We start from the raw sequence: 20397 nt of genomic DNA on the forward strand, positions 1-20397 counted from the left end.
CGAGGCGCTCACTTCCAGGCGATCGTGATCGCGCTGATGTTGGAGGCGAGCTCAAGTCCGGCCTTCGGGCCTTGCAGCACGATCGTCACGCCCTTTTCGTTGCGCAGGTGGGCGCCGTTGACGCCGCCGACGAGGGCAAAGCCGCCGCCAACGGAGCTGTAGGTGCCGACGAAGTCGCCGACATCGCGGATGCCCGATGCCCGGCCGTCAAATCTGCCGACGGTCGCACCGGCCGTGATGCCGACGCTCAAGCCGGAGACCTTGAAGGGATAGTTCCGACCGCGGTAGTTCAGCACGCCACTGCCGGTGCCGCCTCCGACCAGCAGGCCGGCCTTGACGAACCTCACCTGGACATGGCCGCTCGCTTGCGCCAACGACGGCGTGGCCGGCATTGCGAGCAGGAGCACCACGAGCGCCGTAAAGCCGATTGCGATCGCGCGCCGCATGCGTTCCGGTTTATGGCTTCGCGGCATCGACCTTCTTCCAGGTCTGGTCGGGATCGAACAGCGTGGTGCGCTCGGCGATGACCGCCGTGCGGTTGCCGAGATCCTTCTGGTAGACTGTGCCGGCATGATTGACGAGAAACGTCATCACGCCGGAATTGCCGTATTCGGCGGGCCAAGCGATCAGTCCGAAGCCCCCGATCATCTTGCCCTTGACGACGTAGTTGAGCGCGCCACCGGGCGCGTCGGAACCCTGGCCTTTCAGTATTCGGAAGTAGTAGCCGTGATAAGGCGCGGGTCCCTCGCCTGTGCCTTGCTTGTAGCCTTCGGCCGAGGCCTCCGCGACTAGCGCGCCGAGCGGGCTCGGATCACTGTCGTCACGCCAGAACAGGCCGTCCTTCTTGCCGGGCGTGGAAAGGAAGCGTTGCGCGTAGACACCGGCGCCCTCGCCGCGATCCTTGTCGGCGTATTCATTCTGGGCATCGACATAGGCGAGCGCGGTCTGGATCGCGTCGAGCTCGTTGCGGCCGATGCGGCGGCGAAGCACCTCTATCCGCCCCTCGTCGGTGTCGAACGCCCAGCCTGTCTTGGTGTTGACCAGCGGAATCGGGAACGGGAAATCGTCCGGCCCCAGTATCAAGGTCGCGGTCTTGTTGCCCTCCGCCTTGATGCCGTGCTTGGCGTCGTACATCGACGTGAAGCGCTGACGGATGTCGTTGTCGGCGACCTCGTCACCGGACGAGACGATATCCTCGGCGGCCCTGCCGAGCACCTTCAGAATGTCGCCTGGCCCGCTTTTGACTGCGGCCGCGAGCGCGGCGGCCGCATCCTCCGGTGTCTTGTAGGATTGCTGTGCCTGTGCCGCCGAGCCAAGCATGGCGAGCGCCACCACGCCCGCCAGGATCGCGCGATGGAGCGATTTCAGGCCGATCATGGCGTCACCTCCGCAGGGATCTTCGCGCCGTCGGCGAGCCAATCGCGGTAGGTGCGGAATGTCAGGCCAAGCTTTTCATAATACACGCGCAGATAACCATCGCTGCCGCGGGTCACGGCGTCTTTCATCACCTGCTCCACCTCCTGCGCCATCACGCCGACATAGGCCTTGTCGCTGCCGATGTAGCTGAAGCGATAATAGCCGAGGCCGTTAGAGAGATGGCCGAGCAGCGTGATGTCGTGCTTCAGCGCGATGTCGGAGCGCCGGCCACCGCCGCCACCGCCGCGGCCTCCTCCTCCGCCTCCACCACGGAAGCCGCCACCACCACCACCACCATGCATGGCCATTCCGCCACCGCCGCCGCGCCCGGCATAGCCCCCGCCGCCACCACCGCGCGGCATGCTCGCCATGCTGGAGCGTCCGCGCGCCGATGCTGCGGCCGCCGCCTGACCGGAGGAGACGTTCATCGCGCCGCCGCGATTGCCGCCACCGCCTCGATTGGCGGCAGCGCCGCCGCCGGCACGGTTGGCAGCCTTTGCACGATCACCACCGCCCTTACCTGCATTCTTGCCTGCATTCTTGGCGCGATCTCCACCACCCTTGGCACGATCTCCCGCGCCAGCGCGATCGCCGCCGCCGGGCCGGTCGCCGCGATTGCCGGCACGATCACCGCGATCACCAGCACGATCTCCCGGACCGCCACGATCACCGGCACGGTCGCCGGCGCGATCTCCCGCCCGATCTCCCGCACCCTGGTTCGGACGCAGCACCTGGTTTCCATCGCGGCCGCGGAAGTCCATCCGGTCCGACGCGCCAGCCCTGATATTGTTGTTCCCGAAGTGCTGCTGAACATTGACGTTGTTGTAGCGCACCCCCTGGCGATGCGCCGGATTGTGCTGCCAGCCGTTGTTGATGTTGGTGGTGCGACGGTTGACGTAGACGTTGCGGTTACCCCAGTTGGCGCCGCCGCCCCAGTAATTGCCCCAGCGCCCGATCGCCCAGGCCGTGCCGAAGGCGAGGCCAGCAGCGACCACGCCAGCACCGATATAGGATGGATAGCCGAAATAATACGGCTGATAGTCCGCATAGGGCCAGGTGCCATAGACCGTCGCCGGATCGTAATAGGGGACGTACATCGTCTCCGGATCGGCCTGCTGGATGACGACGACCTGCCTGCCTTCCTGGCTCTGGACGCTGACCTTCTGCTGCTTGGTGGTGACCAGCTTCTTGTTGTCATAGGCCTTGTTGCGCAGACGCTGGATCGCATCCATCACGTCGGGCTGCTGCGCAAGAAAGGCATCGCCGAGCTTCTGGGTCCAGTCGAGCTTGTCGCTCATCATGGAGAGAACATCGGCCGTGCTTGCGAGCGCCTTGACGCTGTCGTCCCAGCCCTGCTTGTCGACCTCCGCCTTCAGCGCGTCGCCCTTCAGGCTCTTGTGGTCCTTCAGCCAGCGGTCGGCCTGCACCACCTCGAGCGGATAGGTCGAGGCAGCCAGCAGATTGGCAAGCAGCTCATCGGGATAGAGTGCGATCGGCGCGACCAGGGCTTCGAGCTGCTCGGGCTTCAGAACCTCGGCGGCCGGTGCCGGCGGACTTGCCGGCTGCGCCTGCGTGCTCGGGGCCGCCGGCTTGTCGGCGGTCTGAGCAGTCGCGACGACCGGGATCGCAACCACGAGCGCAAGCGCCAACAGGGTCTTGCCGCAGCGAAACATGCCATCCTCCATCGAACTTTCCGACCACCAAGATCGGGCCGCGTTACTGGCGTTTATTGATCAAGATCAACGAAGGACGGCTTCGCCGCCTTGTTGCGGCGCGAGAGCAATGCCGCGCTGCCGGATCGCAAGCGTCCGCGCTAATGGATGATGGGGAGCCTAATCGTGAACAGCGCGCCGCCCGACGGCTGGTTCTCGGCGGCTATGGTGCCGTGATGGGCCTCGACGATGGTCTTGACGATTGCAAGCCCCATACCCATGCCCTGAGGCTTGGTCGTGAAGAATGGATTGAAGATGCTCGCGAGGTCGCCGACCGCAATGCCCGAACCGGTGTCGGCGATCCGGATCTCGGCGTGGCCCCCGGCGCGCCCGGTCGATACGCTGACCTCGCGCTTCTTCATGTCCGCGTCGGAGACCGCATCCAACGCATTGATGATCAGGTTGAGAACGACCTGCTGCAGTTGCACGGGGTCGCCCTTGACGTGCAGCTCCGCAGCGGCCGGCGCGTAAGCCAGCGTGATCCGGCGCCCGTCGGCGAGCGCTGTCACCAGGCCAATTGCTTCCCGTACCGTGTCGTTCAGTTCGGTGTCCTTGATTTCAAACGGCCGCTTCTTCAGGACGCTGCGAAGCCTGCGGATGACCTCGGACGCCCGCTGATCGTCGCGCCTGATGTCGGCTAGAATCTGGCGGATCTCGTTGATGTCGGGTGAAGTGGCTTTGAGCATGAGCTCCGCCGTCTCGGCATTGGTCAGAATGGAGCCGAGCGGCTGGTTCAGCTCGTGGGCAATCGACGTCGTCAACTCGCCGACGGCCGAGTACCGATTGGCGTGGGCGAGTTCGGTCAGGCGCTGTCGCGACTCGATCTCGGCCAATTGACGGCGATGGCGCTCGTTCAGAAGCCCGCCGATGAAGCCGGCCTGTATCAAAATCACGGCCGCGATCAGCAGCATCTGCCAGCTATAGCGATCCCAGAGGGTCGGCTCACGAAACAGGATCTCGCTGCCCGGCGGCAGATTGCTCTCGCTGATCCCCCAGCGCTGCAATTCCCGCCAATCATATTTCGGCGGCCCGAATCCGATCGGCTCGTATTTGATACGGGCCGGCTTCTCGCCGCCGAGGATACGGATCGCGGCACTGACGGTCTTCGAACTGGTTTCGGCGACGGAGTGCATGGGCCCGCCGACGCTGGCGTCGCCGAAGAAAGGTTCCTGATACGAGAAGATCGGCGCGTTCGCGACAGCATGCAGCCTGTGCAGCGCGATATCGCCCTCGTGGACAATGCCGGCGGCATCGACCAACATCAGCCCCCAGAACAGCGCGGAATGAGGCGGAAGCGCCGATGCGCGCTTCAGGATCTCCTCAAACGGCAGGTCCGAGTACCAGACGAGGTCGAGCCGGCCTTCCAGCGGCTTCAACTCCCGCTTCACCTCCTCAATCCAGAATTTCTCGAGGGGCGAGGCACCGACCACAATGGCAACCGTCTTGGTATCGGGCAAGAGCTTGAGAATGTTCTCGAAGGCCGCCACGAAATCATTGCGGACGGACACGACCACGTCATTGTCGGTGAGATCCAGGCGGTTCACCAGCCGCTGTTCGACCACGGTCAGCACCGTTGGCGCTTCCGGAAAGAGCTTCGCACGGTATCTCTGCACGAACCGCGCCGCGGGTGCACCGATGCTCAGCACGATGTCGGGCGGCTTGCCCTGGTAGAGCGAACCGAGATATTCGACGAAGGGCGCTTCGGGGCCCGCAGTGTTGAAGCGCGCGCTGAGCAACGAGTGCTCCTGGACGTCGAGCGGCCAGGGCGATTGCCGCTCGAGCTCGACCTTGATGCTCCGCGCGTATTCACTCCAGGGGCGGAATTCGCGGCCGAAGGAATGCAGCACCAGCACGCGCTTGAGATCGCCGCGCGGGCTGCGCTCGACGGCACCGGTGGGCCCGGACAGGATGCAGGCGGCGAGCAGCAGGCCGAGACAGAGCACTGCGGCTGTGACTGGCCACGATTTGGCTGACGCAACGGTCACGTGCCCGCTCATCCACCTCCCCGGCGGCTTCGAACGGCCGCTCTCCGCGGTAACTCTAGCGGGAATTGCACGGCACCGACAGCCTATGACGGCTATTTCGCCAGGCAGCGGTGGTAGCGGATCTCCAGTTCTTCCATGCCCGGGAACAGGCGGACCAGGCTGTTGGAGTCCAGCTCCTTCAAATTGAACTGGACGCTGGACAGCATTATGTCGGTCGCACACGCAGCGATGAGGTTAACGTACGGACCATTGTCCTTCCTCGCCTTGATCCGGCAGCGCGCGAACTTGCCGGTGATCTGGTCGCCGCTGATGATGAAGCCGCCGCCATAGGCGTCCGACATCTCGGTGAAGCCAAGCTGCGAGCCGTTGCGTGCAAACACCTTGGGGCAGTTGTCGGCATCAGTGACCCATGCGCCGTTGAGATCAAGCGCATCGGCACGGCCGGACGCCCCCAACATCGAGGCAAGCAACATCGCGCCCGGTGCAATCGCTCTTCGTGATCTCATGTCCTCGTCCCTCGCGCGCTCAGTGCCCGCTCAGCACCAGCGTCTGGATCGGCAGCAGCAACGCCTGTATGCGCAGCAGCAGGGCATGGACCAGGCCGACGCCGTCGACGACGTGCAGCGCGATCTTCCGGCTGGTCGGGGTGTCCTTGGCGGAAATCTCTTCATGATTGCTGGTGTAGGCGTTGACGATGCAGCTCGAGCCCGGCGTCACGCCCTCGAGGCCGCCTTTGTAGAGCGGCTCCAGGAACACCAGGATCGTGCCGGGCCGAACGGCGTTCTGTGCTTCCAGCAACTGCTCGCCGGAGCGGAACTGGCCGGTGGCGATGTAGTCCTGCACCGTCGTGATCACCATCGGGATGATGACCCACGGCTTCGAGATGCAGGTTGCCTCCGCCACCATGCCGGTCTTCATCACCTGGGCCTCGATCTGACCGAAGCCGGCCTGAAGGACCGATCGGCCGGCCTCCGTCGGAATCAGGATTCCCGCCGGCCGCATCAACTGGTTAACGACGTCGCCGGGGCGCACAAGGAACTGCTCGACGCGCCCGTCGACGCCGGCGCGGACGAGTGTCTTGTCGAGATCAACCTGGGCCTGATCAAGCGTCGCCTCGGCACTCGCCTTCTGCGCTGGAAGCGAGGTCGAAACCTGCAAGGCCGCCGACTGCCGCGCGGCCGTCGCGGCATCGATGCCGGACTGGCGCTGGTCGACCAGCACCTGGAGCTTTTCGATATCGCGCTGCGGCACGATGCCGGGATTTCGGCGCTGCAGCTCGGTCTTGACGTCGAGCTCGTCCTTGGCCTGCTGGTAATTCGCCTTCGCTTCGCCGATCTGCGCCTCGGCCTTGGCCACGTCAGCTTGTGCCGTCTGCATGGCGGCATCGACTTCGGCAATCTTGCGCCTGGCGGTCTCAAACGCGGCCTGCTGCTTCGAGGCGTCGAGCGTGAACAGCACGTCGCCCTTCTTCACCGGCGCGCTGAAGCCGAACTTGACCTCGGCCACGCGGCCCGAGCCTTCGGGCAGGATCGGCACGGTGCGGAAATAGAGCGTTGCGTTGGATGTCGACGGATGGAAATAGAAGATCATGGTGATCAGCGACACCGTCAGCATCAGGCAGCCGGTAATGCCCCAGCGCAGCTCGTACCAGATGGAGAAGAAGGTGATCTCCTTGCCAAAGCGCTTGCCCTGGACGTAGCGGCGGTAGAGATAGTCGGGCAGGATCGTCAGCAGCGAGCAGAACATCAGCTCAAACATGGCTGTGCTCCTTCTCCTTCGCGGGCCCCGGCTTTTCCGCTGGAGGCGGCGTGTCGCCACCTGTAGGTCGCGGGCTGGCCTGCGTGGCCGCGTCGCTGTCTTCGGGCGTCGCATCCGCGATCTTCTCCACGGAATCGGCGATGCTGCGCAGCGGACCGCCGAAGTCGGGAATGTCGATCATGGCCAGCAGCAGGCCTGCGATCCAGAAGATGTGCATGTGCGTGAAGAGCGAGATCAGGCCGAGCACGGCTACGAATTCGAATTGCAGTTTCTGCGACTTGTGCGCCATTCGCTCGGGCAGGCTGTGCAATTTCCAATAAAGAGTACCGACCCAGAGCACGGTGCCGATCAGGAAAATTCCCATCACGACCATCAGCGGATCCGCCCCGCTTCCCGGTGCGAGATAGAACGGTAGATGATGCGGGGCCATCGGATGAAGCTGATCGCTCAACGTTCTCTCCTCGTCAGGCGCGTTTCCACTTGAATGCGTCGAAAGCAGTGTCGGTATCGGGTGGCGCAATTGCTTGATTTGGATCAACGGGCCTGGAACGGCCCCACCTAGCCTCGCCTGAAAGTTGACGTGCAACAACAGGAGCCGCCTGCCATGCCCGGCATCGATGATCTCATCCCCAGCGCCACGCAGATCCGGAAAGAAGCAGCCCTCAAGGAGGCAGAGAAGGCCGACGAATATGCGCGCCTTGCCGCCGCCGCCGAAGCCGAGAAACACGCCCTCATTGAACGCCTCAGCAAGCCTTCTGGCAAGACCGAGGACGAGAAGATCAAGCTCGCCTCGACGATCATCCAGCGTGCGGTGCGGAACGGCTTGACCGAAGTTCTGGTCTATCGCTTCCCCAACACGCTGTGCACCGACAAGGGCCGCGCCATCAATCAGATGGAAGCGGGCTGGGAGAACACCCTGACCGGGATTCCGAAGGAAATCTTCCAGCTCTGGAGCGATTACCTGAAACCGCGCGGCTATCGAATCGCCTATCAGATCATCGATTTTCCAGGCGGTGTGCCCGGCGACATCGGGGTGACCATTTCCTGGGGTGATTGAGCATGGCCAAGGACGCGCCCGTGGAGCGGATGAAGCGGAAGGACTATGAGAAGGAGCTCGAAAAACTCCAGGTCGAGTTGTGTCACCTTCAGGAATGGGTCAGATGGGGTATTCGGCCTGTTGCTGAGCCCCGCGTTAGCAGGGTGCTGCGCTTCAGGTTGATGATAAACGTGGTCTGTTTTCGAACAGCCACAAGCATCAGACGGAGAAGCGCAGCATGAAACATTACGCTGGACTGGACGTGTCGGTCAAAGAGACGTCCCTGTGCATTGTCGACGAAACGGGCCGCATTTGCCGGGAAGCGAAGTTGGTGAGTCACCCGGACGATCTTCTTGCTGCACTCAACGATCCGATTTGGCGGTTTGATCGGATTGGGCTCGAGGCTGGACCGCTGTCGCAATGGCTGTTCAGCGGGCTGGCGGAGGCTGGCCTGCCGGTAATCTGCATCGAGACGCGACATGCCAAGGCGTTCCTCAAGGCGCAGGTGAACAAGAGCGACCGCAATGATGCGCGTGGCATTGCGCAGATGATGCGCGTCGGCTTGTTCCGGCCTGTCCACGTCAAGACCCTGATCAGCCAAAAGCGACGGGTCCTGCTTGCCGGTCGCAAGCTGCTTCAGGAGAAGGCCATTGCCATCGAGAATGACATTCGTGGGCTGTTACGCAACTTCGGCTTGAAGGTCGGAATTGTGGGGGTGATCGGCTTTGAACAACGTATCCACGAACTCGTCGGCGGTCAGCCGGAGCTGGCCGAACTCATGGAACCGCTTCTCGTCGCCCGACGCGTTTTACGCGAACAGTTCACACAACTGCATCGCAAAGTGCTTCTACTTGCCCGGGAAAGCGAGGTCTGTCGTCGGTTGATGACGATCCCTGGTGTCGGCCCCGTCACGTCGCTGGCCTTTATCAGCACGATCGACGTTCCCGCCCGCTTCAAGAGTTCGAAAGCCGTCGGGCCGTCCCTTGGATTGACGCCAGTTCTCAACCAGTCCGGCGAAAGCCACCGCATCGGCCGGATTTCGCTGTGCGGTGATGAAGCCATGCGAGCGCTACTCTATGAGGCCGCACAGGTCATGCTGACGCGGGTGCAGAAATGGTCCTGGCTCAAGGCGTGGGCCATGCAGATCGCCAAACGACGCGGGCAGCAGAAGGCGATCGTCGCTTTGGCGCGGCGGCTCGCCGTCATCATGCACCGCATGTGGAGCGACGGAACGGAATTCCGCTGGACACGGGAGGCCACGCCCGCGGCACAATAGTGCGACGCGCGGCCCACGCACCCGTTGTTTAGCGGGAGGAGGTCCCTCGCGGGACGATGGACGAGATGAGTTCGCTTTGGGCTCTTGTACGGTCGCGTCCTTGCGATCAGCACGCGAGTCAGATTGTTCCGTCTCGTTCTACTGATCCCATGCTGGGAGAGCCATACGGCTGATCCCGAAGAGAAGCACGGCCCCGCGAGCGGTACCGAACCCAAGGAGGCACCCAATCAAGCCCTTGACTAAATCCGGCCGAATAGAGAAGAGCCCAGAAACTGAAGGTGATCATCATCTTCGAGGGGCGCGACGCGGCCGGTAAGGGCGGGACCATCAAGGCGCTGACCGAAAAGGTGAGCCCGCGCGTGTTCCGTGTCTGCGCCCTGCCCGCGCCCTCCGACCGGCAGAAATCCCAGCTGTTCCTGCAGCGCTATATCGAGCAATTCCCGGCCGGCGGTGAGATCGTGATATTCGACCGCAGCTGGTACAACCGCGCCGGCGTTGAGTACGTCATGGGCTTCTGCTCGCCGACCGAACACAAGCGCTTCCTGGAATTGTGTCCGCTGGTCGAGAAATTCGCCGTGGACGCCGGCATCGTCCTGATCAAGCTCTGGCTCGAGGTCGGGATGGAGGAGCAGGAGCTCCGCTTCAAGGCGCGTATCGAGGATCCGCTGCGGCAGTGGAAGCTGAGCCCGATGGACACCGAGTCGTTCGGGCGCTGGTACGATTACTCGCGCGCGCGTGACACGATGTTCGAGGCGACCGACACGAAGCATGCACCGTGGCGACTGATCCGCTCCGACGACAAGCGGCGAGCGCGGCTCAACGTCATCTCGCACATCCTGAGAACGATCCCTTACAAGAAGGTCAAGCGGGAGAAGGTCAAGCTGCCGCCGCGGTCCGACAAGGGACGTTACAACGACCAGGCGAGCCTGCGCGGCCTGAAGTTCGTCGAGGAACGCTACTGAAACGCGAAACGGGCTGCGATGACGCAGCCCGTTTAGCTTGAGTGCCCTCCCGGGCCTATTTCAGCCGGATCGTGACGCCGCCAACCGCAGCCGATACTTCCGCGCCGACCCTCGGTCCACTGAGCTGAAGGATCACGCCATTGCCGTTCTGCAACTGCACGGCTCCGGCTCCCGCGGCGACGGCGCCGCCGGCTCCGCCCGCCGCGTAAGAGCCTTCGATCGACTGCGGACCCCTCAGATTGAGGGCGCGGCCGACAAACCTGGTCGTCGAAGCTCCGATCGTGAAACCGACGCTCATGCCTGACACGGTGAAGGGATATTGTTTGCCCCGCAACACCAAAACACCCTCGCCGCCGCCGACGCCGACGATGAAGCCGCCCTTGGTGAAGACGACGGCAACCTGACCGGTCTCGGCACGCGACGGCGTGCTGAAGCCGGCAGCGGCCGCAAACGAGATGATCAAGGAGGCGGCGATGGCAGATTTCCTCATGACGTTCATTCCCCTTTGGTTGTTGCAACGGACTATTGTGCCAGGATCATCGCGAAGTAGCCGAACACGGTGAGCAGGATGCCCGATACGGCATAGGCGACCGGGAAGCCGATCCAGGGCACGGAGCTCTGGATTTCGACCGCGGCTTCACGACACGGACCGGAATGCGACCGGGCGCCGGCAACGCCGCCCATCAGCACCGCCGGATTGATCTTGAAGAGGTGGAAGCCGATCGCCCAGACGATGAACGGCGGGATCGTGCAAGCGATGAAACCGGCGAGGAAGATCTTCAAGGCAACCGCACCGGTGAGCTGTGCCAGCAGACCGGCGCCGGCATTGACGCCCACGATCGCGACGAAGACCACGAGACCGAGATCCTCCAGCACATTGCGCGCCGCGTTCGGCGTATTGCCGAAGAAGCGCAAGCGCGACACGATCGAGGACACGATGACGCCCGATAGCAGGAGACCACCGGCGTTGCCGAGGCCGATCTTGGCACCGAAGGCCGGGAATTCGATCATGCCGATCAGGAAGCCGATGATCATGCCGACCGCCAGCGTCAGCAGGTCGGTCGAGGTGTTGGTGCGCGCGATGCGCCCCCACATCTCGCCGAGATCGTTGACCGCGGACTTCAGACCGACCACGGAGACGATGTCCATCCGCTCCAGCTTGGTCTTGAGACCCGCCGGAATCTGGACACCTCCACGCTCGACCTTGGTCACCTGCAACTGTCCGGCGATTGCGGTGTCGCGGAAAGACTCGAAGGTGCGTCCCACCATGTCCTTGTTGGTGACGAGGATGTCCGCCTGGTCCATGGGGATGCCGAGCGTCTTGGCGTCCGCAACCTCCGGACCGATCAGGCCCATTTTCTCCGTGAGATGCTCGGTCGCACCGCCCAGCGCGACAATGTCGCCCTTTTGCAAGACGAGTTCAGCATCGGCGCCTTGCGGCTCACCGTTCCGCCCAACATTGACGATGCGGTATTCCGGATTCACGGTACGGAACTTTGCGATGCTCATGCCGACCGTCGCGGGATTTTCCAGCCGGTAGGCCCGCAGGGCGAACTGGCGATAACCGGTCAGGCCGCCGCCCTCGAGATCCTTGACACCAAATTCCCGCTCATACTGCTTGGCGGCGGCCGTGGCGTCGACACCCCACCAGCGCGGCAGATATTTGCAGATCAGGATGATGCCGACGGTGCCCCAGATGTAAGTGATGCCGTAGGACAACGCGATCATCCCGGAGGCGTCCTCGGGCTTCATGCCCTCGGGCAGCTTGACGACACCGGAGGTGACGGCCTGCTCGGCCGAACCGATCGCAGCCGACATGGTCTGAGATCCCGCCAGCATGCCACCGGCGGCGCCGATCGGTAGCGCGAACAACTTCGTACAGATGACGACGAGCGCGAGGCCAAGAACACTCGACACCACGGCCAGGACGCAGAATTTCAGCCCGTCGCCCCTCAGGCTGTTGATGAAGGACGGACCGACGCGCAAGCCCACGCCGTACATGAAGAGATAGTAGAACAGGCTCTTGGCGAAATTGTTCAGCTCGAGCTTCACGCCATAGGTGGACGCCCAGACCGACAAGCCGGCGCCCACCACGATGGCACCGGCAACCATCCCGAGACCATAGCCCTTGATGCTGGCTCGCCCGATATAGACGGCAAGGCCAACGACGAAGAACAGCAGCAGAAACGGATTCTGCTGCAGGAAGGTGAAAAAGCCTTGCATGTTCGTCCCCTTTTCACGAAGCGGCCTTCAGCTTCGGCTGCGCGCCGGGCTTCGGCTTGCCGATCTTCGCCAAGGCTTCGGCGCGCACGAGCTTGAGGCCTTCCTTGGCGTCGTAGCCATGGATCTCCTTCACATCGAGCTTGCGCATGAAGTCGATGGTTTCCTGGGTGATGACCTGACCCGGCACCATGATCGGGAAGCCCGGCGGATAGGGAATCACGAAACTGGCGGAGACGAGGTCGGGGCCGGCTTTCAGGCGGCGATCGATCTCGGGATCGGCGAGCCTGATATATTCGCATCCCGCCGCGTCGTAGGCCGCGTAGAATCCGCTGCGGATGTCACCCTCATTGGTCTTGGCGCCGGCATCGCCTCGGAAGCTCTGGTGGAAATGCGAGAAGTTCGGCAAATCAGGCACGTCAGTCATCAGGCTCTTCACCCGTGCCTCGAAGGTCTTCTTCGCATTGGCACCGCCTTGGGCGAGGCCGCGATCCACCTCGCCCGCGATCTCGGCCAAAACCCTGACAAGATGCGCGACGTCGCTCCGCGTGTTGTTGATGTTTGACTGGAGCAGCACCGAATTGCGTGAGGTCTTGTTGACCTGGATGTTGTAATCGTTCGCCAGGATGCCCTTGAACTGGGTGCCGTCGAAACCCGCGGTGCCGCACACCAGTGTCATGCGGGTCGGATCGAGGCAGAACTCATCCTCGTCCAGGCTCTTCAGAGCGCTCGCCCAGTTCGCGCCGGCGGCCAGATAATCGGTGAAGCCGCTCTGGCGATATTGCGCCGGCACCATGGCGTCGGCGCCGAGGATGCGGAAATATTTCGAGAGCAGGGGATTGGTGTTGACGGCGTGACGGATGGCGAGCGCGATCTCGATCGCGTTGGCCACCAGACCATACCCTTCCAGCTCCATCTGGCGCCGCGAGACGTCAAGGCTCGCGATCAACTGCTGGTTCGGACTCGTGGAGGCATGGGTAAAGACGGCCTCCTTGAACTGCTGCTCGACCGTGTGGAATTCGACGTCCTTGACCGAGAGCATCGAGCCCTGACGGATCGCCGACATCGACTTATGGGTCGAATTGGTCTGATACACGCGCAAGCGGATCTGGCGCGGATCGGGGATCAGCCGGGTCTTGAGCAGCATTTCGTTCGAGGGATTCTTGCCGAGCGTGGCTTGTTGAGCTTCGTAAGCTGCGACCGATCTCGGATCGCGCATCCAGGCCTCGATCTCGTTGGCCGCTCCCATCGCGGTGCGCCGCCGCAGGAACGGCGAGAAGCGCGCAAAGCCGAACCAGGCCTCGTCCCACAGGAAGATCAGATCGGGCTTGATCGCGAGGCACTCCTCCATCACCCGGCGGGTGTTGTAGATGTGGCCGTCGAAGGTGCAGTTGGTCAGGTCCAGCAGCTTGACGCGGTCGAGCCGACCATCGGCCTTGGCGTTCAGCAAGGCCTGCTTGATGGTCTTCAGCGGCACGGCGCCGTACATCGAATATTCCGTCATCGGGAAGGCTTCGACGTAGAGCGGCTGCGCGCCGGCCAGCACCATGCCGTAGTGATGCGACTTGTGACAATTGCGGTCGACGATCGCGATGTCGCCCGGCGCCAGCAGCGCCTGCACCGCCATCTTGTTCGAGGTGGAGGTACCGTTGGTCACGAAGAAGACGCGATCGGCGCCAAGCGCGCGTGCCGCCTTGTCCTGCGCCTTCTTGATGTTGCCGGTTGGCTCCAGCAGGCTGTCCAGGCCGCCGGTGGTCGCGCTGCTTTCGGCCAGGAACAGGTTCAGGCCGTAGAACTCGCCCATGTCGCGGATCCAGTCCGACTTGAAGACCGATTTGCCGCGCGCGATCGGCAGCGCATGGAACGTTCCGATCGGACGCTGTGCATATTTCTTCAGATTGTCGAAGAACGGCGTGTCGTAGCGATCCTGCACCCCTTCCAGGATCGAGAGATGCAGCTCGAGCAGCTCCTCGACCGAATAGAAGATGCGGCGGACGACATCGGCCTCGGGATTTCCGGCCATCGCCTCAACGTCGCGATTGGACATCAGATAGAGGTCGAGCTCGGGGCGGACCCGCTTGATGACGTGGGCGAGCCGCAGCGCGGAGGCATCGGACTCGTCGTTCAATCCGGCCGCCGAGGTCATCGTGCGGAGCACGGGCGCGTCATGGCGTGAGCGCAGCGTAAAGCCTTCGTTGATGACGACGGCTGCGAGATTGGGATTGAGGATGGCTGCGCAGAACGCGTCTTCGAGGCTGCCGACGATCACCGGCTCATAGACGAACGGATCGACCGGCCGCCGCAGCTTGCGCCATTCGTTGGCGAGCGCGGGCCAATTGCCGGACGAGAGGCCGGTGACGATCAGCGTCTCGAAATAGGGACGGCGCGCACCATGCTGCCCGGACATCTGCGGCACCAGATCGGGGGTGTCACCGTTGCCGTCGTCATTGGCGCTCCCGTCGCCGGCATGTTGGCGAAACGACCTCGTCGTCAAGGCCTGCATCAACCGTGTCGCAAGGGCGAGTGAGCCCGCCGCATCACCGGCCGCGGCCGCGTCCCGCAGGGCTGCCATGAGGTGAAGGCCGGGATAGCCGTGAAATTCCTCCGTTATGGAGAGATCGGCCAGCGCAGCGTCATATTTCGCGCGATCCCCGCCACGCACCCACGCCTTTGCGGCCTCCACCAGATCGCGCCAGTTGTCCGCCCGTCCGCCGGGCCCGGAGAAGAACTGATCGATGCGCTTTTGCGCGGGCTTGGCTTCTTTGGACATGCGGCTCTCCCGATCCCATAGGCAAAGGTGATGCAGGATCGTGAGTGCGGGACCGGTCGCTCCATTGATCCAAGTCAACGGTCGCGCATTCTGATCGGGCGGACGGACAGGACGATGCCCTCTGCATCGCAATACCGGGGCGTCAGACCGTTCGTTGCGCGGTGTTGGCTGGATCGTCGCCCAGGACGCTGTCGAGCGACCGCAGCCACTGGCCGCTGTCGGTTTTCTCCGCCAGCCCTTCGGCGCGCAGCAGGTCGCGCAGCTGCGCATGCGCGCCGACGATGCAGAAGATGACTTCGCGGGAGGCGAGTTCGTCGTAGAGCTCGTGCAGCATGCGCGCGCCGGCCAGATCGATATAAGGCGAGGCCGAAAGATCGCAGGCCACCAGCCGGATGCCTGGCGACCTCCGTAGCGCGATCAGGACCGTCTCCAGGATCGTCTCGGCATTGATGTAGAGCAGCGATGCTTCGGGGCGGAATGCGATGATTCCGGCCAGCGGTTCGACGTCCTCGTGCCTGGCGCTGTCGGAATAGCGGCCGCTGCCGGGCAATCGGCCAAGGAACGCGACATTCGGCCGCGAGGCGCGCGCCAGCAGCAGGAAGATCGATGCAATCGCTGCCAGTAGGACGCCCTGGAGGATGCCGAGCAGAAGCACGGATACCAAGGCAATCGCCGCCGCGTAGAAATCGATCCGGCTGACCCGCCACATCCGCAGCAGCGCACGCACGTCCACGAGCTTATAGACCGCGGCAAAGACGATGGCTGCGAGCACGGCCTTGGGCAGGTTGGTCAAGAGACCGGTAAAGAACAGAAGGCACAGCCCGAGCGTCACGGAGCAAATCACCAGCGCCAGCGGCGTCCGTGCGCCGGCGCTGTCATTGACGGCCGATTGCGACAGGCCGCCTGCGACGGGATAGCCATGGCCAAAGGCGGCCGCGAGGTTCGCGGCGCCAAGACCCAAAAACTCCTGCCGCACGTCGAGGGGATAGCCGTGCCTGGCGGCAAAGCTGCGGGCGGCCGAAACCCCTTCGATGTAGGCGAGCAGCACGCATCCGGCGGCGAGCGGGAAGAGATCGTCGAACTCCAGCAGCCCGAATGTCGGCAACCCCGGTGTCGGCAACCCTTCCGGTATCTTCCCGGTGACGGGCACACCGAGGGCCGGAAGGCCGAACAGCGTCGCCACCACGATCGCAAGCGCCACGATCGTGATGCCGACCGGTTTGCCCGGCAGAAACCGCTCGCCAAGCAGGAGCAGCAGCAGTGCAACTGCGCCGATCCCCAGTACGAGGACATCGACATGCCCAAGTTGCCCTGCCAGCTTGATCGCGCGGTCGAAAAAGTTGTGGCCGCCGCCGGCGACCCCGAACAGGCTCGGCAACTGGCTCATGATGATGGTGAGCCCGGCACCAGCCTTGAAGCCAACCAGAATGCTGTCGCTGACAAGGCGGACGAGCACGCTGAGCTTGAACAGCCAGGCGATGAAGCACAGCACCGCCACCGCGAAGGCCGCCAGGCTTGCGATCTGCGCATAGCGCACCGCATCCCCGCCGGCCAGCGCGCCGACTGTCCCGGCGATCATCAGCGAGATCGCCGAAGTCGGGCCGATCGCGAGCTGGCGTGACGACCCGAGCAGAGCGTAGCCGATGCCGCCGAGCATGTAGCCGTAGACACCGACCTGTGGCGCGAGACCGGCGAGCGCCGCATAAGCCAGCGAGACCGGGATGGCGTAAGCGGCGAGCGTCACACCGGCGACGGCGTCGAAGGGCAACCATTCGCGCCGGTAGCCGGCAAGCCAGGAGGCCGGCGGAAAGAACCGGGTCCATCCGGGTTCGGACGGCGCGCTCACCGCACCACCTCGTGATGCGGCACCTCGCACCGCAACAGCACGATCAGCAGCACGATCACGGGAACGCCGAGCGCGAGATCCGGGATGCCTTTGGTGGCAAGGGCCCCGACAGCGGCGCCAAGGCCGAACACCGCGCACAGGCCGACGAAGATGCCCGAACGGCGCAGCGTTCGCGGCGGCGCGCCTCCGGACGCAGCCGCAAAAATGTTTTCGATCGCCTGGCGCATGTTGCCGGTAATCATCACCGTGCTACAGACCACACCCTCGACCTTTGTGAAGATCGCGGTCTGCATCGCGGCAACGAGCGAAATGCCGAGCGTACCGGCGATATCCGGCAGCCGATTGTGCAGAATGCCGATCGCGATCAAGAGCAGAATCTCGATCAGCGTGCTGATCGCGCTGGCCCGTTCGCCGGCAGCGCGGCGCAGCCAGGCGGCGATCACGATGCCAACCGCGAAGGCCAGCATCGGCGGCACGAAGTGAAACGCCTTCGCCCAGTTGCCGGCGGTCGCATAGACCCAGAGAAAGATCAGGTTGGCGGTCTGGGCATTGGCCATCACGCCGTGGATGATCCAGGTATAGGCATCGATATAGCCGCCGGCGAAGGCGAGCAGCAGGACGATCTCGACCGTCTCATCGCGGCGCACCGCATCGGCTACGACATCCAGAGTGCTCATGCTGACAAAGCGGGCCGTCGCAGGTTCTGCATGCGCGCATAGGCGGCGCCCTGCCGCCGGCAAGGCTTGATCTGGATCAAGCAATCTCCCTTCCCCGCAAATCAAATCGGCCAAAGCACCGGGGGAATTGCGACCATGGAAACCGTCAGGTGGATCATCTCCACCGCTCCGGAAATCTTCCTGCTGCTGGCCATTGCAATCGGCTCCCTCCTCGGCCGGATCAAGATTCGTGGCTTCTCGATCGGAACGACCGCCTGTGTGCTGATCGTCGCCGTCCTGATCGGGCAACTCGGAAGCTTTGCTTTTCCGCCGATCCTCAGGGCGATCCTGTTCAGCCTCTTCGTGTTCACCATCGGCTACCGCTCCGGCCCGGAATTCTTTGCTTCCTTGAGCTTTCGGACCCTGGCGCAGGTTGTCCTGGCGCTGGTGATCGGCGCTACCGGCCTCGTCATCGTGCTCGTCTTCGCCCATGTCTTCGAGCTCGATACCGGAACTGCGGCGGGGCTGACCGCCGGCGCGCTGACCCAGTCCTCGGTGATCGGCACCGCGTCGGGCGCGCTGGCGCAACTCGGTCTGCCGAAGGCGGCGCTGGAGCAGCAGGAGGCCAATATCGCGGCCGGCTATGCCGTGACCTACGTGCTCGGCTACATCTTGACGCTGTTGTTCGTCCCGTTCGTCGCGCCCATCCTGATGCGGGTCGATCTCAAGGCGGAGGCTGCGAAGCTCGAAGCCGAGCTGGCCGGCGGCGCGCCACCGAAGACCGAAAACCTGTCCTATCGCAAATTCCAGGCGCGCGCCTATCGCGTCTCGACCGCCGCTGGCTCCACGATCGCGGCGATCGAAGCCGAGATCGGCAGCCGCACCGTCGTGGAGCGGATCGTGCGCGCCGGAGCAGACATCAAGCCGCAGCATGACACCCGGCTCGAAGCCGGCGACGATGTCGTGATTGCCGGCCCCACCACGGCAATCGTGGCGGCCAAGCCCCTTCTCGGCGTCGAAATCGACGCCGGCGAACTCCTGCGCAACTTGCCCGGCAACGTGACCGAGGTCCTCGTGGAAAACCGCAGGCTGCACGGCCGTTCGATCCGGGACATCGCCGAGCGGCTCGGCGACGATGCGCGCGGCGTGTTCCTGCGCTCCCTGACCCGCATGGGCCGCGAGGTGCCGCTCGGCCCCGACACGCGCGTCTATATCGGCGACATCATGACGCTGGTCGGCAGCACCGGCAACATCGCGCGGGCGACAACGCAGGTCGGACACGCCCTCAACGCGTCCGACCGGACCGATATTGCTTTCCTCACCGCAGGCATTGCCGTCGGTCTGTTGGCCGGCCTTGCAAGTTTCAAAGTCGGTGCCGTCGCGCTGACGCTCGGCGGCGGAGGCGGCGCGCTGATCTCCGGCCTCGTCTGCGGCTGGCTGCGGTCGCGAAACCCGACCATGGGCGCGCTGCCACCGGCGGCGCAACAGACGCTGAGCGATCTGGGGCTTGGCGGCTTCATCGCGGCGATTGGGCTCGGCAACGGCCTTGCCGCCTGGACAGCCATTCAGGCGCACGGCCTCCTGCTGGTCGGCATGGGCATCGTCGTCACGCTGATCCCGCTGACGGCCGGGACCCTGTTCGCCCGCTACGTGCTCCGCATGAACCCGGTCGTGACCTGCGGCGCGCTCGCCGGTGCCATGACGGTCGACGCCGCCGTGACAGGCGCGTGCGACGTCGCCGAGAGCAAGACGCCGGTGCTTGGTGTCGCCGTGCCCTACGCGGTCGGCAACGTGTTGCTAACGGTGCTGGGCCCGATCGTCGTTGCCGCTACGTATACGGGGTGAAGGAGATCGCGATGCGCTCGCTTCTGGCTGTAACGCTTCGATCCCTGGCGACCACCCTGCTCGTTCTGGCCTCGCTCTCCGCCCCAACGCGGGCTGAGGACGAGGTCCGAATCCAGGAAGAGATCTGGGCTCTGCCGCTGCCGTTGCCGATGTTCGCCTATCTGGTGCGCCCGGTCGGCGACGGCCCTTTCCCTCTGGTGATCATGAACCACGGCGTCTCTCTCAATCCGTCCGACCGGAGCTTCTTCCCGCTGGTGGAATTCCGCGACGCTGCAAAGTGGTTCGCAAAGCGCGGCTATCTCGTGGTCGCACCGGTCGGCAGCGGCTATGGCGCCGCGGCCCTCGACATTCCCGAGCGCGCGCTCTACGGGCCATTCTTTTCCAAGGTCGGAAAGTGCACGAACCCCAACTTCCATGATGCGGGCCTCGCAGTCGCCAAGGTCGATCTCTGGATCATCGACTACATGGCCGCCGAGAAACGGATCATTCCAAAGGACGTGATCGTGGTCGGCCAGTCCGCCGGAGGCTGGGCTTCCATCGCCTTGTCCAGTGTGAACCCACCACAGGTGAAGGCCATCATCACCTTCGCCGCCGGCCGCGGCGGGCGGGTCGGCGGCAAGCCGAATAACAATTGTGCACCCGACAAACTGGTCGAGGCGACCGCGGATTTCGGCAGCACGTCGCGGGTGCCGATGCTGTGGATCTACATCGAGAACGACACGTTTTTCGGCCCCGACCTGTCGAAGCGCATGCATGCAGCATTCACGGCGGCAGGCGGCCGCGCCGAATATCATCTGATGCCGCCGTTCGGCGGCGAGGGCCATTTCTTCATCGGCTCGCCGGACGCGATCCCGCTGTGGTCGCCGCTGGTGGCGAAGTTCCTCGACGCGCAGAAATAAAATTCAGGTTCGGAGG

Annotated in this window: 16 protein-coding genes and 2 pseudogenes; 6 read left to right on the top strand and 12 right to left on the bottom strand. The window is 63.9% G+C overall.

What is annotated here, in order from left to right; translation table 11 throughout:
• Positions 1-8: 8 nt before the first annotated feature.
• The 7 genes from J4G43_RS37360 to J4G43_RS37390 form a co-directional block, all read right to left on the bottom strand.
• Complete coding sequence (locus J4G43_RS37360; protein ID WP_208087979.1) at positions 9-473, bottom strand: lipid-binding SYLF domain-containing protein; 465 nt, start codon at positions 471-473, stop codon at positions 9-11.
• Positions 457-1377 (bottom strand): DUF2950 domain-containing protein, encoded by a 921-nt coding sequence (locus tag J4G43_RS37365; protein ID WP_208087980.1) that lies wholly within the window; start codon positions 1375-1377, stop codon positions 457-459. Before J4G43_RS37365 ends, J4G43_RS37360 begins: the two co-directional genes overlap by 17 nt.
• Positions 1374-3089, bottom strand: coding sequence for a DUF3300 domain-containing protein (locus tag J4G43_RS37370; RefSeq protein WP_208089517.1), 1716 nt, complete (start codon positions 3087-3089; stop codon positions 1374-1376). Before J4G43_RS37370 ends, J4G43_RS37365 begins: the two co-directional genes overlap by 4 nt.
• 140 nt (positions 3090-3229) lie before the next feature.
• A complete protein-coding gene (locus J4G43_RS37375) occupies positions 3230-5125 on the bottom strand; it encodes a sensor histidine kinase (protein ID WP_208087981.1) in 1896 nt (631 codons plus the stop codon).
• Between the two features lie 80 nt (positions 5126-5205).
• Positions 5206-5619 (bottom strand): hypothetical protein, encoded by a 414-nt coding sequence (locus J4G43_RS37380; protein ID WP_208087982.1) that lies wholly within the window; start codon positions 5617-5619, stop codon positions 5206-5208.
• Between the two features lie 19 nt (positions 5620-5638).
• Positions 5639-6871 (bottom strand): HlyD family secretion protein, encoded by a 1233-nt coding sequence (locus J4G43_RS37385; RefSeq protein ID WP_208087983.1) that lies wholly within the window; start codon positions 6869-6871, stop codon positions 5639-5641.
• Positions 6864-7301 (bottom strand): hypothetical protein, encoded by a 438-nt coding sequence (locus J4G43_RS37390; protein WP_208089518.1) that lies wholly within the window; start codon positions 7299-7301, stop codon positions 6864-6866. The genes J4G43_RS37385 and J4G43_RS37390 overlap by 8 nt, the downstream gene beginning before the upstream one ends.
• A gap of 174 nt (positions 7302-7475) precedes the next feature.
• Here J4G43_RS37390 and J4G43_RS37395 point away from each other — a divergent pair, with 174 nt between their 5' ends.
• From J4G43_RS37395 to ppk2, 4 genes and pseudogenes are all read left to right on the top strand, one after another.
• Positions 7476-7928, top strand: coding sequence for a hypothetical protein (locus tag J4G43_RS37395; protein WP_166343343.1), 453 nt, complete (start codon positions 7476-7478; stop codon positions 7926-7928).
• Between the two features lie 2 nt (positions 7929-7930).
• A pseudogene (locus J4G43_RS37400) lies at positions 7931-8032 on the top strand (polyphosphate kinase 2); the annotation flags it as partial.
• Positions 8033-8145: 113 nt separating this feature from the next.
• Positions 8146-9183, top strand: a complete 1038-nt coding sequence (locus tag J4G43_RS37405; protein WP_038381005.1) for an IS110 family RNA-guided transposase — start codon at positions 8146-8148, stop codon at positions 9181-9183.
• 260 nt (positions 9184-9443) lie between these two features.
• Positions 9444-10145: pseudogene (ppk2, locus tag J4G43_RS37410) on the top strand (polyphosphate kinase 2); the annotation flags it as partial.
• Positions 10146-10200: 55 nt separating this feature from the next.
• Here the strand turns inward: ppk2 and J4G43_RS37415 are convergent.
• From J4G43_RS37415 to J4G43_RS37435, 5 genes are all read right to left on the bottom strand, one after another.
• Positions 10201-10635 carry a hypothetical protein gene (locus J4G43_RS37415; protein ID WP_208087984.1) on the bottom strand — a complete coding sequence of 145 codons (435 nt, stop codon included), beginning with the start codon at positions 10633-10635 and terminating at the stop codon, positions 10201-10203.
• A gap of 32 nt (positions 10636-10667) precedes the next feature.
• Positions 10668-12368: an aspartate:alanine exchanger family transporter gene (locus tag J4G43_RS37420; RefSeq protein WP_208087985.1), complete on the bottom strand. Its 1701-nt coding sequence runs from the start codon at positions 12366-12368 to the stop codon at positions 10668-10670.
• Between the two features lie 13 nt (positions 12369-12381).
• Positions 12382-15135, bottom strand: coding sequence for a decarboxylase (locus J4G43_RS37425; RefSeq protein WP_208087986.1), 2754 nt, complete (start codon positions 15133-15135; stop codon positions 12382-12384).
• A 142-nt stretch (positions 15136-15277) separates the two neighbouring features.
• Positions 15278-16981, bottom strand: a complete 1704-nt coding sequence (locus J4G43_RS37430) for a SulP family inorganic anion transporter (protein ID WP_208087987.1) — start codon at positions 16979-16981, stop codon at positions 15278-15280.
• Entirely contained in the window at positions 16978-17658 is a 681-nt protein-coding gene (locus tag J4G43_RS37435) for a YoaK family protein (protein ID WP_208087988.1), read from the bottom strand. The genes J4G43_RS37430 and J4G43_RS37435 overlap by 4 nt, the downstream gene beginning before the upstream one ends.
• Before the next feature lie 135 nt (positions 17659-17793).
• Here J4G43_RS37435 and J4G43_RS37440 point away from each other — a divergent pair, with 135 nt between their 5' ends.
• On the top strand, positions 17794-19482 hold the full coding sequence (locus J4G43_RS37440) for an aspartate:alanine exchanger family transporter (RefSeq protein WP_208087989.1): 1689 nt from the start codon (positions 17794-17796) through the stop codon (positions 19480-19482).
• A gap of 11 nt (positions 19483-19493) precedes the next feature.
• The gene (locus tag J4G43_RS37445; RefSeq protein WP_208087990.1) at positions 19494-20381 is read left to right on the top strand and encodes an alpha/beta hydrolase family protein; all 888 of its coding nucleotides are present in this window, start codon (positions 19494-19496) and stop codon (positions 20379-20381) included.
• Positions 20382-20397: the final 16 nt, after the last annotated feature.

Source organism: Bradyrhizobium barranii subsp. barranii (assembly GCF_017565645.3).
Classification (GTDB): Bacteria; Pseudomonadota; Alphaproteobacteria; order Rhizobiales; family Xanthobacteraceae; genus Bradyrhizobium; species Bradyrhizobium barranii.

Bases quoted from the DNA above. Each gene is read 5' to 3' on its own strand.
- J4G43_RS37445 (WP_208087990.1), top strand. From the start codon at position 19,494: ATGCGCTCGCTTCTGGCTGTAACGCTTCGATCCCTGGCGACCACCCTG.
- J4G43_RS37370 (WP_208089517.1), bottom strand. From the start codon at position 3,089: ATGTTTCGCTGCGGCAAGACCCTGTTGGCGCTTGCGCTCGTGGTTGCG.
- J4G43_RS37440 (WP_208087989.1), top strand. From the start codon at position 17,794: ATGGAAACCGTCAGGTGGATCATCTCCACCGCTCCGGAAATCTTCCTG.
- J4G43_RS37405 (WP_038381005.1), top strand. From the start codon at position 8,146: ATGAAACATTACGCTGGACTGGACGTGTCGGTCAAAGAGACGTCCCTG.
- J4G43_RS37375 (WP_208087981.1), bottom strand. From the start codon at position 5,125: ATGAGCGGGCACGTGACCGTTGCGTCAGCCAAATCGTGGCCAGTCACA.
- J4G43_RS37395 (WP_166343343.1), top strand. From the start codon at position 7,476: ATGCCCGGCATCGATGATCTCATCCCCAGCGCCACGCAGATCCGGAAA.
- J4G43_RS37420 (WP_208087985.1), bottom strand. From the start codon at position 12,368: ATGCAAGGCTTTTTCACCTTCCTGCAGCAGAATCCGTTTCTGCTGCTG.
- J4G43_RS37425 (WP_208087986.1), bottom strand. From the start codon at position 15,135: ATGTCCAAAGAAGCCAAGCCCGCGCAAAAGCGCATCGATCAGTTCTTC.
- J4G43_RS37390 (WP_208089518.1), bottom strand. From the start codon at position 7,301: ATGGCCCCGCATCATCTACCGTTCTATCTCGCACCGGGAAGCGGGGCG.
- J4G43_RS37380 (WP_208087982.1), bottom strand. From the start codon at position 5,619: ATGAGATCACGAAGAGCGATTGCACCGGGCGCGATGTTGCTTGCCTCG.
- J4G43_RS37360 (WP_208087979.1), bottom strand. From the start codon at position 473: ATGCCGCGAAGCCATAAACCGGAACGCATGCGGCGCGCGATCGCAATC.
- J4G43_RS37365 (WP_208087980.1), bottom strand. From the start codon at position 1,377: ATGATCGGCCTGAAATCGCTCCATCGCGCGATCCTGGCGGGCGTGGTG.
- J4G43_RS37435 (WP_208087988.1), bottom strand. From the start codon at position 17,658: ATGAGCACTCTGGATGTCGTAGCCGATGCGGTGCGCCGCGATGAGACG.
- J4G43_RS37385 (WP_208087983.1), bottom strand. From the start codon at position 6,871: ATGTTTGAGCTGATGTTCTGCTCGCTGCTGACGATCCTGCCCGACTAT.
- J4G43_RS37415 (WP_208087984.1), bottom strand. From the start codon at position 10,635: ATGAGGAAATCTGCCATCGCCGCCTCCTTGATCATCTCGTTTGCGGCC.